The 11,721-nt window shown below is 67.9% G+C and carries 11 protein-coding genes and 1 pseudogene; 9 read left to right on the forward strand and 3 right to left on the reverse strand.

The features are described 5' to 3' along the window. Positions 1 to 53 precede the first annotated feature (53 nt). The 7 genes from clpB to C1706_RS15045 all read left to right on the forward strand — a co-directional run bounded on the left by clpB (position 54) and on the right by C1706_RS15045 (position 7,251). Positions 54 to 2,615: an ATP-dependent chaperone ClpB gene (gene clpB / locus C1706_RS11180; RefSeq protein ID WP_431830703.1), complete on the forward strand. Its 2,562-nt coding sequence runs from the start codon at positions 54 to 56 to the stop codon at positions 2,613 to 2,615. 160 nt (positions 2,616 to 2,775) lie between these two features. Next, on the forward strand, positions 2,776 to 3,606 hold the full coding sequence (locus C1706_RS11185) for an alpha/beta fold hydrolase (protein WP_129459321.1): 831 nt from the start codon (positions 2,776 to 2,778) through the stop codon (positions 3,604 to 3,606). Positions 3,607 to 3,653: 47 nt separating this feature from the next. Continuing rightward, a complete protein-coding gene (locus C1706_RS11190; protein ID WP_241653544.1) occupies positions 3,654 to 4,433 on the forward strand; it encodes a spermidine synthase in 780 nt (259 codons plus the stop codon). Positions 4,434 to 4,454: 21 nt separating this feature from the next. Continuing rightward, on the forward strand, positions 4,455 to 5,120 hold the full coding sequence (locus C1706_RS11195; protein WP_129459322.1) for a class E sortase: 666 nt from the start codon (positions 4,455 to 4,457) through the stop codon (positions 5,118 to 5,120). Positions 5,121 to 5,153: 33 nt separating this feature from the next. Then, on the forward strand, positions 5,154 to 5,696 hold the full coding sequence (gene pyrE, locus C1706_RS11200; protein ID WP_129459323.1) for an orotate phosphoribosyltransferase: 543 nt from the start codon (positions 5,154 to 5,156) through the stop codon (positions 5,694 to 5,696). Positions 5,697 to 5,781: 85 nt separating this feature from the next. After that, positions 5,782 to 6,561 (forward strand): LemA family protein, encoded by a 780-nt coding sequence (locus C1706_RS11205; RefSeq protein WP_129459324.1) that lies wholly within the window; start codon positions 5,782 to 5,784, stop codon positions 6,559 to 6,561. A gap of 390 nt (positions 6,562 to 6,951) precedes the next feature. After that, positions 6,952 to 7,251: an IS3 family transposase gene (locus C1706_RS15045; protein ID WP_527251125.1), complete on the forward strand. Its 300-nt coding sequence runs from the start codon at positions 6,952 to 6,954 to the stop codon at positions 7,249 to 7,251. Between the two features lie 227 nt (positions 7,252 to 7,478). On the opposite strand, the gene C1706_RS11220 is transcribed toward C1706_RS15045, so the two are convergent. Continuing rightward, positions 7,479 to 8,339, reverse strand: a complete 861-nt coding sequence (locus C1706_RS11220) for an EamA family transporter (RefSeq protein WP_013162139.1) — start codon at positions 8,337 to 8,339, stop codon at positions 7,479 to 7,481. After that, positions 8,339 to 9,223, reverse strand: coding sequence for a MurR/RpiR family transcriptional regulator (locus tag C1706_RS11225; RefSeq protein ID WP_129459326.1), 885 nt, complete (start codon positions 9,221 to 9,223; stop codon positions 8,339 to 8,341). The genes C1706_RS11220 and C1706_RS11225 overlap by 1 nt, the downstream gene beginning before the upstream one ends. Before the next feature lie 23 nt (positions 9,224 to 9,246). On the opposite strand from C1706_RS11225, the gene C1706_RS11230 reads away from it, so the two are divergent. Beyond that, positions 9,247 to 10,167 (forward strand): oxidoreductase, encoded by a 921-nt coding sequence (locus C1706_RS11230; protein ID WP_013162141.1) that lies wholly within the window; start codon positions 9,247 to 9,249, stop codon positions 10,165 to 10,167. Between the two features lie 22 nt (positions 10,168 to 10,189). Here the strand turns inward: C1706_RS11230 and C1706_RS11235 are convergent, their stop codons facing one another. Next, positions 10,190 to 11,008: an SDR family oxidoreductase gene (locus tag C1706_RS11235; protein WP_241653545.1), complete on the reverse strand. Its 819-nt coding sequence runs from the start codon at positions 11,006 to 11,008 to the stop codon at positions 10,190 to 10,192. A 20-nt stretch (positions 11,009 to 11,028) separates the two neighbouring features. Between C1706_RS11235 and C1706_RS11240 the strand changes: the two are divergent. Continuing rightward, a pseudogene (locus tag C1706_RS11240) lies at positions 11,029 to 11,691 on the forward strand (transposase); the annotation flags it as partial. Positions 11,692 to 11,721 lie beyond the last annotated feature (30 nt).

The following is an 11,721-nucleotide window of genomic DNA, read 5'->3' on the forward strand; positions in this document are numbered from 1 at the left end:
TGAACTCAACTTCTTCCACCACCCCTGAAAGGACTGCTGCGGACACCGAGAAACTGACGACCAAGAGCCGTGACGCCGTCAGCGCTGCGCTGCGCAACGCGCTCACGCAGGGCAACCCCCAAGCCGAGCCCAGTCACCTCCTCCACGGGCTACTGATGGTGCCCGATAACACCGTCGGCCCCTTGCTGGAAAGCGTGGGCGCCAACCCGTCGGCCCTGGACGCCGCCGCGCAACAGGCCATCGACAAGCTGCCCAGTTCGACCGGATCGTCGGTGTCCCAGCCGACCCTCTCCGGTGCGCTCGCTCGCGTCTTGGCCGACGCCGAAACGCGTGCAGCCCAGATGGGCGACGATTTCGTCACCACCGAGCACCTCTTGATCGCGCTGGCCGCCATCGAATCCGATGCCCGCCAGATCCTCTCTCGCGCACAGGTCACCCCCGAGAAGCTGACGGCCGCCTTCAACGAGGCGCGTGGCGACAAGCGCGTCACGTCGGCGGAGTCCGAGGGTGGGGAGTCCGCGCTCGACAAGTACTCCATTGATCTGACCGAGCGGGCCCGCGAGGGCAAGCTGGATCCGGTCATCGGCCGCGACTCCGAGATTCGTCGCGTCGTGCAGGTGCTGAGCCGCCGGACCAAGAACAACCCGGTCCTGATCGGTGAGCCGGGCGTCGGCAAGACGGCCGTGGTCGAGGGGCTCGCCCAGCGCGTCATCGAGCAAGACGTCCCCGACTCGCTGAAGAACCGGCGCGTCGTCTCCTTGGACCTGGCCTCCATGGTTGCCGGGGCGAAGTACCGCGGCGAGTTCGAGGAGCGCCTCAAGGCGGTCCTCAACGAGATCAAGGACTCCGAGGGCCAGATCATCACGTTCATCGACGAGTTGCACACCGTCGTCGGTGCGGGTGCCTCCGGCGAGGGAGCGATGGACGCGGGCAACATGCTCAAGCCGATGCTGGCCCGCGGCGAGTTGCGCCTCATCGGCGCGACGACGCTGGACGAGTACCGCGAGCACATCGAGAAGGATCCGGCCTTGGAGCGCCGCTTCCAGCAGGTGTTCGTCGGCGAACCCTCTGTGGAGGACACCATCGCGATCCTGCGCGGGCTGCGGGAACGCTACGAGGCGCACCACAAGGTGCGCATCACCGACGGTGCTCTGGTGGCCGCCGCACAGCTCTCCAACCGCTACATCACCAGCCGTCAGCTCCCCGACAAGGCCATCGACCTGATTGATGAGGCTGCGTCGCGGTTGCGCATGGAGATCGACTCCAGCCCCGAAGAGATCGATCAGCTTCGCCGTCAGGTGGACCGCATGACGATGGAGCAGTTCGCTTTGCAGAAGGAGGAGGACGCCGCGAGCGTGGAGCGCCGCGACCGTCTGGCCGCCGAGATCGCCGACGCCAAGGAGGAACTGCGCGGCCTGGAGCAGCGCTGGGAGGCCGAGAAGCAGGGCCTCAACCGCGTCGGGGACATCAAGACCGAGATCGACCAGTTGCGAGCCGAGGCCGACAAGCGTCAGCGCGAAGGCGACCTGACGGGTGCCGCTGAGATCCTGTACGGCCAGATTCCGAGCTTGGAAAGCGAGTTGGAGAAGGCCTCCGAAGCGAGCCAGGCCACGCCGATGGTGGCCGACGAGGTCTCCAGCGAGGACATCGCCGAGATCATCTCGAGTTGGACCGGCATCCCGGTGGGTCGAATGATGCAGGGCGAGTCGGAGAAGCTCATGCGGATGGAGCAGGAGTTGGGCCACCGCCTTACCGGGCAGGAGCAGGCGATCCGCGTCGTCTCCGATGCCGTGCGCCGTTCCCGTGCTGGGATCAGCGACCCGAACCGTCCCACCGGCTCGTTCCTGTTCCTGGGCCCAACCGGCGTCGGCAAGACCGAGCTGGCCAAGTCGCTGGCGGAGTTCCTCTTCGACGACGAGCGCGCCATGGTGCGCATCGACATGTCGGAGTACGGCGAGAAGCACACTGTCTCCCGGCTCGTCGGGGCCCCTCCCGGCTACGTCGGCTACGAGGAGGGCGGCCAGCTCACCGAGGCCGTGCGTCGGCGTCCGTACTCGGTGGTGCTGCTGGACGAGGTCGAGAAGGCGCACCCCGACGTGTTCAACATCCTGCTGCAGGTGCTCGACGACGGCCGTCTGACCGACGGCCAGGGCCGCACGGTCGACTTCCGCAACGTCATCTTGATCATGACCTCGAACCTCGGTTCGCAGTTCCTTGCCGACACCTCGATGCCGGTCGAGAAGCGCAAGGAGGCCGTCATGGAGATCGTGCGGGCGTCCTTCAAGCCTGAGTTCCTGAACCGGCTCGACGACATCGTGATGTTCGACCCGCTGACCCAGGAGAACCTGGTGCACATCGTCGACATCCAGTTGGCCCGCGTGGCCGCACGACTGACCGATCGTCGGATCACCTTGACGGTCACCGATGCCGCGAAGGCCTGGCTGGCGCGCACGGGTTTCGACCCGGTGTACGGTGCACGTCCGCTGAAGCGTCTGATCCAGACGACGATCGAGGACGGCCTGGCTCGCGCGATGCTGTCGGGACGCCTCCACGAAGGGCAGACGGTCACCTTCGATGTGACCGAGGGCGGCGACGGTCTGGCCATCGTCGAATAATCCTCGGGGAAACGGCGCCAGACGCCGACGCGTGGCGGTCACCCTCGCCGGGGCTGGAGGTCTCCTCCTTCAGCCCTCGGCGGGGGCGACCGTCGCTCGGTAGGCTCATCGTGACGCCGCAGAGGGGGCGTCGGAGAAACACCGCGCAGGAGGAGAGACGATGGCGTATCTGACCGTTCCCGGGGAAAGCCCGATCCAGCTCTACTACCGCGACTCCGGGGGCTCGGGGCAGCCGGTGGTGCTGATCCACGGCTGGCCGATGTCGCACGAGGCCTGGGCCGAGCAGATCCCGGCCCTCGTCAACGCGGGGTTCCGCGTCATCGCTTACGACCGCCGCGGGTTCGGGCGCTCCGACAAGGCCCCCACCGGGTACGACTACGACACCTTCGCGGCCGACCTGAACGAAGTCCTCACCCAACTCGACCTGACGCAGGCAGTCCTCGTCGGCTACTCGATGGGCGGCGGCGAGGTCGCCCGGTATCTCGGACGCTACGGCGACGAGCGGGTGGCCGGTGCGGTGTTCGCGTCCTCCATCACTCCCGCGCTGTGCGTGACGCCCGACAACCCGGATGGGGCCATGCCGCTGGCCGGATTCATGGGGCTACGGGAGCAGTGCCGCGGTGACCGGGACGCCTTCCTGCCCACCTTCCTGACCGGGTACTTCAGCAATCCCACCACCCTGGCCGTGACGCAGGCCGAGTTCGACGCCGCCCTCGCCCTGGCGGCGCACGCGTCCGATACGGCCTTGCAGGATTCGATCGTCGCGTGGGCGACCGACCTGCGCGCCGACATCGCCCGCGTGAAGGTGCCCACCCTGGTCATCCACGGCAACGCCGACAACACCGTGCCGTTCGCCCACTCCGGCGCGCGGACGGCGGAACTGATTCCCGGGGCAACGTTGGTCGAGATCGATCACGGGCCGCACGGCATCAACGTCAGCCACAAGGACGAGTTCAACGCCGCTTTGCTGGCGTTCCTCACCGCTTCGTGACCGGCACGGGTGCTCACCGGGCGCGCATCGAGTCCGACCCTTTCCATGTGGGTACTTTCACGGTGATGGCCGGGGACACCGCCCAGTCCTGGGTGGTTCCCGACGACCCGTTGCACCTGGAGTTCGAGTACGTTCAGCGGATCTGTGAAGCACTGGACGCGACCGTCGTGGCGCGTCCAACCGAGGAACGCCTCCGCGTCGTCCATCTGGGCGGTGGCGGGTTGACGATCCCGCGCTACGTGGCCGCCCGCCGTCCGGGCACCGCCCAGATCGTGTGCGAACCGGACGCCGACCTGATCGAGGATGTCCGGCGCGTCATGCCGCTGCCGCGGGGCTCAGGCATCAAAGTGCGCACGATCGATGGCCGCAGCGGGCTGGAGGCCATGCCGCCCGACTACATCGACGCCCTCGTCCTGGACGCCTTCGACGGCGCTCGCGTCCCGCCCAGCCTGGCGACGGTGGAGTTCTTCGACGAGGTGGCGGCGCGCAGGCGCCCCCAGGCAGTGTTCTGCGCCAACATCACCGATCGGGCGCCCTTCGCGTGGGCGCGCCGGTTCGTGGCGGGAGTGCGGGCCACGCATCGTTCCCTGGTGGTGAGCGCGGAGACGCCCGTGTGGAAGGGGCGCCGCTTCGGCAATCTCGTCGTGATCGCCTCAACGGGAGCATTGCCCGCCACTGACCTGTCGCGCACCGCAGCGCGGGCCGCGTTCCCGTACCGGTTCCTTGCCGGGCGCGACGTCGTGGACTGGATCGGGGACGCGGAACCCTTCTCGGACGCCGACGCGCAGGCGTCCCCCGTGCCACGCTCCGGCACCTGGTTCTCCTGACGCCGCTGGCATACTGAGCCCGTGACTGACGACCGAGCCGTGCCCGAGCGCGCACGTTCGGTGCGGCCGCGTCGACCGGTCTTGGTGGTGGGGCTCCTGGTGTTGGTGGCGGCGTTGGGCGCCTTTGGTTGGAGCGTCTACGACCTGATCCTGCGTCCGCCCGTGGATCCGGGGGCGGCTGGACGTTCGGTCGCCGCGCTGCAGGAGCGCTGGCGCAACGGCCACGACACGACCCCCGATCCGCTCAGCACGCAAGCGGTCGCTCTCCTGACGATTCCGGCTCTCGGCACGACGCCCTGGCCGGTGGTCGTCGGCGCCGATCCCGCATCCCTCACCCAGGGCGTCGGCTGGTATCCCGGCACGGCCGCCCCCGGTGAGCTGGGCACGTTCGCCGTCGCGGGACACGCCGGGGTGGCGGGTCCGTTCGCCGGGTTGTCCCGGTTGGCGCCAGGCGACGACATCCTCATCGAGACGGGGACGCGTCGGTTCACCTACCGCGTCGACGCCGATCCGGGCGTGGCGACGGTTGGGCGCAGCGACACCTGGGTGATTCAGCCGGTGCCTGGGCGCCCCGAGGAGAAGCCGACGGTGGCCACCCTCACGCTGACCACCGCGCAGGGCCTGATCGGATCGGACTCCCGCACGGTCGCCTTCGCGACCCTGGTGGACGCCAGCGAGAAGCGCTGAACCCACCCGGCTCACGGCGTTAGGCTGAACGGCATGTCGGATCGCAGCGCCCTGATCGAACACATCACGAACCTGGCCGTCGTCCACGGACGCGTCACGCTTGCCTCGGGCAAGGAGGCCAACTACTACGTCGACCTGCGGCGGGTGACCCTCGACGGTGCGGCCGCTCCGATCGTCGGGCGAGTCATGCGCGACCTGGTTGCCGACTGGGAGTTCGAGGCCGCTGGCGGGCTGACGCTGGGCGCCGACCCGGTCGCCGTCGCCATGCTGCACGCTGCTGCGGCCGCCGGTCAGCGCGTGGACGCGTTCGTCGTCCGCAAGGAGTCGAAGGCGCACGGCTTGCAGCGTCGCATCGAGGGCACGGAGGTAGCTGGCCGCCGCGTCCTCGTGGTCGAGGACACGTCCACGACGGGTGGTTCGGTGATGCAGGCGGTCGAGGCCGTCCAGGAGGCCGGGGGCATCGTCGCCGGGGTGGCCACCATCGTGGATCGCGACACGGGCGTCCGGGAGCGTATCGAGGCGGCGGGGCTGCCGTACCGTTTCGCGGTCAGCCTGGCCGATCTGGGACTGGACTAGGAGCGGAGCCGGGGCGACCCGGATTCTTCCCTCAGCGCGTCCAGGCCCATGGGCCCTCCGATGATCTGCCGCTAGGGTGTCGGCCATGGAGTTCATCCTCATCCTTTTGCTCGTCGTCGTGATCGCCGTCGGCGTCTGGGGCCTGACCGCGTACAACGGTTTCATCAAGGAGCGCAACCTCATTCAGGAATCGTGGCGTCAGGTCGATGTCGAGCTGAACCGCCGCTACGAGTTGATCCCGAACCTGGTCGAGACGGTGCGCGGCTATGCCGCACACGAGCGCAACACGTTGGAGGGCGTCGTTCGCCTGCGCGCCCAGGCGCAGCAGATCGCCGCCCACGAAGGGGGCGCGGCGCCGTCGGAGGCCAGGGCCGAGGCGGAGGAGCAACTGAGCTCCGCCGTGCGTGGCCTCATGGTGAGCGTCGAGGCCTACCCGGAGTTGAAGAGCAACCAGAACTTCCTGGAATTGCAGCGGGCCCTGGCTGAGACCGAGGACCGGATCGCGGCCGGGCGGCGCTACTACAACGCCAACGTCCGCAACTACAACACGCGCACCGAGTCGGTCCCCACGAACCTGATCGCCAACGCGTTCCACTTCGAGAAGGCCACCTACTTCGAGGTGAACGATCCTGAGGTGCGTCGCGCACCTGATGTGAGCTTTGGCGAGATCGCCTATCGAGGCGATGAGCCGCAGCAGCCGGGCCAGATTCCCCCCGCCGCCGCGCCGCAACTGCCGAACCCGCAGCAGGCGCCGCAGATTCCTCAGCAGCAGGGGTATCAGCCGCCGTCCTACGGCCAACCGCCTCAGGCGCCTCAGCAGCAGGGGTATCAGCCGCCGTCCTACGGCCAGCCGCCCCAGCAGTAACTCTCCTTCGCGACGGGCACCCACACCGGTGGGTGCCCGTCGTCGCCTGCGAGGACGCTCCGCATAAGGGGCTCTTCACGAACGAGGGTGTAGGTGGGTCTGAATCCTCCGGCTTTGAGCAGATTCCTCGCGATGTAGTGAGTCAGGTTCTGGAAGCCGAGGGCGGTTGCGCGGAGGCTGGGGGTACCTCCCGTTTGGAGCGAAGCGCACGGGGGAGTCGAGCCGTCCGTTGATGGCCTCGGTGGGGGCGGGCTCACGCGGCTACCGATACCTCCATCACGGCGTGGACGACCACTCCAGGGTCGCCTATTCGGAGATCCTCGACGACCAACGCAAACAGACCGCGGCCCGGTTCTGGGAACGCGCGAACGCGTTCTTCGCGACCTCGGCGTGAGTGTCACCGCGGTGATGACCGACAACGGCGCCTGCTACCGATCCCACGTCTTCGCCGAGGCGCTCGGCGAGAAGATCAAGCACAGGTGGACCCGGCCCTACCGGCCCCAGTGGTCCGTGTTGAAGGCTGAGTTCTACGACCGCTACGAGTGGGACACCCCCCAGCAGGCCATTCAGGGCGTGGAGGAGTGGATCTACGACTTCTACAACACGAAGCGCCTCAACTCAGCGATCGGCTACCAGACCCCAGTCGAGTTCGAAGCCCAACACGCGGCAGCCCTGACACGGGCCGCCTGAACCAATCCAACCGTCCGAAACTTGCGGGTAACCCCAGTCGCGGATCGATCACCGTGGGCTACCAAACTCTGAACCAGAACGGCGACATCCGGCAGCGCGCGCGAATCACGCTCATAGGCTGGAGATGCGACATTGGAGCTCAGGCCGCAGCACCGGGTGCTGAGAGCGGCGAAAAGGCGATCAAACGCGGAGAAAGTCGCTGAGTCGTACCTGGTCTGGCATTGCGACTACAGGCTGATGCCGGCAATGCCGGCAAGTACGATCACGGCGCCGATCAGACGCCGGGCGAGGTGTCCTTCGCCGAAGAGACGCCAGGCGAGGAGCGCGCCGATCACGATGGATGCCTCCCGTAGTGGCGCGACGAGTGCCACGGGTGAGGTTTGCATTGCGGTCAGCACAAGGATGTACGCGAGCGGGGACAGCACTGCGACCGCGGCGATAGGCGCGCGATTTACGCGGAGGGTGTTCGCGAACGCTGCGCGGCGTCTGATGATGGCTGGAGCCAGGAATACGACCTGGACGACGAGCGTGCCGGCGTAGTAACTGACGGGTGCGAGCCCGATGGAGCCGATCGCGAACGCGTCCCACAGCGTGTAGGCGGCGATCGTGGCTCCGGTGGTAGTACCCCATGCGATGCCGCGGAGGGGGCGGCTGCCCGTTCTCTGGAAGGGGTTGCCCGTGACGACGAGGATGCCTGCGAGGATAACGAGCGCTCCGATGATCGCCAGCGCCGTGGGGCGTTCTCCGAGCAGGAAGATAGCGATCACGATGGTGAGCAGCGGCCCGACGCCGCGAGCGATCGGATAGACGACTCCGAGGTCTGCTCGGTCGTAGCCCGCCTGCAGGGTGAGCGAGTACGTCAGGTGCAGGGCGGCGGACACGGCCGCAGCGGCGACCAGGGCCCAGGTGATCGGTTGCGAACCGGAGACGGCGGCACCGATCGCGAGAGGGAGACACAGGATCGCGGAAGCGGTCGTGTAGGCGCCCACGAACAGCAGCGTGTCGCCTTTCTTATACTTCGATACGAGGTTCCAGCCAGCGTGGGCGACTGCGGCGACGAGGACGATCGCAACGGTGACTGGTGGCATCAGGTGATGTCGGGCAGGTCGATCCCGGCCCGTTCCGCGCGCGAGACACGGTCGGGATCGCGCAGTGCCAATGCAGCTGCGAGAGCGTCGACGACGACAAGCTGTGCCAGCCGGCTCCCGGCAGCGGCCATCTGCGTCGTCAGCGGCGCGCCGCCCACGACGAGTGCGACGGCGGAGACATCGGTGAGTGGTGTGCCGTACTGGTTGGTGATGGCGATGACGGTCGCGTCGGCGGTCGCGGCGGCGTCGGCGATCGCGACGGTCATGTCGGTGCGACCGGTCGAGCTGACGGCGACGACGACGTCGCCGGAGTCGAGCAGGCGTGCCGCGATCATCGCGGACTCGTGATCGACGACCCCCGATGTCCGCACGCCCAGCGAACGCAGCCGGAACACGACATCGGCCGCGACCGTCGCCGATGGGCCCGCACCATAGGCGAGGAGTTGCCCCGCGCCACGGATCGCAGAGACCGCCTGGTCGAGAGCGTCCGGGTCGATCGCGCCGCTGAGGGCGGTGAGCGCGTCGATCCCTGTGCGCGCTGTCGTGTCGATGATCGTGCGCGTCGAATCGGTGCTCGTGAGCGTGTGTGGCGGGGCGAAGAACTCCGCTGTTCCGCGAGCGCGGGCGATTTCCAGCTTCAGTTCAGCGAAGCCCGAGAAACCGATTGCGCGGGCGGCACGGATCACGCTTGGTGCCGAGACCCCTGCTCGCTCGGCGACTTGCGCCGTCGTGCTCCTTCCCACGAACAACGGGTCCTCCAGCACGAGGTCGACAACCTTTGCCTCGCTTGCCACCAGCCCCGCACTCCGCGCCTGAACCGTTCCGAGCCAGCGGCGCAGCGGATCCTCGGCGGTAGAAACGGAGTTACTTGATGATCTTGCCATGGGTAATAGCGTAACATTGGCGCATGGTGACAGAGCAGCAACCGAGTTCTTTCAGGGAGCGCAAGCGCGTTGGAGTCGTGGGCCCGGGAGCCATCGGGACGACGGTGTCCGCACTCCTACATGAGGCAGGCAACACACCGACGCTCTACGGTCGCACGCCGCGAACAGAGCTCACCCTGATCGACGGCGACCGCCGGATCGTCGTTCCCGGCCCCGTGCGCACCGATCCTGCTGCGCAGCCCGAGAAGGCGGATGTGCTCTTCTTGGCGGTCAAGGCCACCCAGACCGCGGCGGCAGCCCCCTGGCTGCGTGCTTTGTGCGCCCCCGGGACCGTGGTCTGCGTGTTGCAGAACGGCGTCGAGCAGATCGCTGCCGTTCGACCCCATGTTCCTGAGGGAGTAGAGGTCGTCCCCGCGGTCGTCTGGTTCCCGGCGCAGTCGCAGGAAGACGGCACCATCCTCCTGCGGGGCGAGCCCCGGCTGACGCTTCCCGCATCACCGGAGGCGGAGCGCATCGCGGATGTCCTGCGCGACACGCGCTGCCAGGTCGAACTCGCGGGCGACTTCACCACTCTCGCCTGGCGCAAGCTTCTCCAGAATGCCGCTGCCGGGCTCATGGCGCTCACCGGTCGGCGTGCCGGCGTGTTCACCCGCCCTGACTTCGCGGACCTCACTCTCGACTATCTGAAAGAGTGCCTGGCCGTTTCGCATGCGGAAGGAGCAGCACTGAGCGATGACGTGCCCGCTGCCATCCTGGCCCGCTTCCAGGCCTTCCCGGCTGATATGAGCACGTCGATCCTCACCGACCGAGAAGCCGGCCGGCCGCTCGAATGGGGTATCCGCAACGGCGTCATCTCGCGTCTCGCGCGCAGACACGACATCCACACGCCGATCAGCGACGCCATCACTGCGCTCCTCGCCGCCACAAGCGACGGCCCCGGATGACCCGGGACGCTGCTGCTCCGGCTCAGCGTCCGGAGAGATTACTGAGCGACTGGGACCGAGCGGCGAGGAGCTCCTCGTAGGTGTCGTCGTGCTCAGCCCAGCGGAGGGGCTTGGCGCGCTCGACGACGATCTCCTTCGGAGTCGGGTTCTGGGTGAGCAGCCCGATGACCTCGTCGAGGAAGTCGCCCATAGGCAGAGCATTCGGGTTGAGCTTCTCCTGGCCGGCGTTAGCGACGGCCGGCGGGATCAGCTCGGTCACAGCGATACCAGTTCCAGCGAGGTGCGCGCGTAGCGATTCGGTGTACGAGTGCACGGCCGCCTTCGAGGCGCCGTACGTCGCCATGAGCGGGAACGGCAGGAAGCCGATGCCCGAGGAAACGGTGATGATGTCACCGGCGCCACGGCCGAGCAGGTGCGGGGTGAACGCATCGATCACGCGGATCGTGCCGAGCAGGTTCACCGAGATCGTGGTCTCGGCCTGGGCGATGTGGTCCGGGTCGCGCAGGTCCTCAGTGAGCATGACCCCCGACATCGTCACGACGACGTCGAGCTCGGGGTGCTTCGCCAGCACCTCATCGCGCGCCTGAGCGACCGACGCCGCATCGGTGACGTCGATGCGCACCGTCTCGACGCCGTCGACCTGCTCGATGTTGCGCCCGCCGACAACGACCGTGCTGCCCGCGTCAACGAATCGCTGGGCGAGGGCACGTCCGATTCCCGTGGTGCCTCCGACGATCAGGGGCTCTTCACAGATGAGGGTGTAGCTGTGGTGCGACCTGGGGCGGCGCGTCGGTGTCGGGGTGAGGGTCGAGGTCTTCCGATGATGGGAGTTCTCACACAACCCGTCCGGAAGACCTCGACGTGCCTGACGCTACCTTCACGCGCCCTGACCTGACTACCTTCACCCGCCTCGACGGCCTCGGTCTGGAGGTCACCGGCCAGCTGCTCGAGCCTGACCGGTCCGTGCTGGCGTGCCGGGTCGTGGAGCCGGACGACTGGTGCAGGCGGTGCGGGCGCCAGGGCGTGCCCCGTGACACGGTGAGCAGGGAGTTGGCGCACGAGCCGTTCGGGTGGTGCCCTACCACGCTGGTGCTCACCGTGCGCCGCTACCGCTGCAAGGAGTGCTCGCACGTGTGGCGTCAGGACACCACCGCTGCGGCGCCGCCGCGGGCCAAGATCTCCCGCGCCGGCCTGCGGTGGGGTCTGGTCGGGATCGTCGTCGGCCACCTGTCGATGGCCCGAGTTGCCGAAGGACTGGGCGTGGCGTGGAACACCGCCCACGACGCGGTCCTGGCTGAGGGCCGGCGTCTGCTCATCGAGGACCCTACCCGCCTGGACGGTGTCAAGGTCGTCGGGGTCGATGAGCACGTGTGGCGGCACACCCGGCGCGGTGACAAGTACGTCACCGTGATCATCGACCTCACCCCGGTCCGGGACGGCACCGGGCCCTCACGCCTGCTGGACGTGGTCGAAGGTCGGTCGAAGAAGGCGTTCAAGGACTGGCTGGCCGAGCGGGACCAGGCTTGACGCGATGGGATCGAGGTCGTGGCCATG

The sequence above is a fragment of the Propioniciclava flava genome, assembly GCF_004126535.1.
In the GTDB taxonomy this organism is placed as follows: domain Bacteria; phylum Actinomycetota; class Actinomycetes; order Propionibacteriales; family Propionibacteriaceae; genus Propioniciclava; species Propioniciclava flava.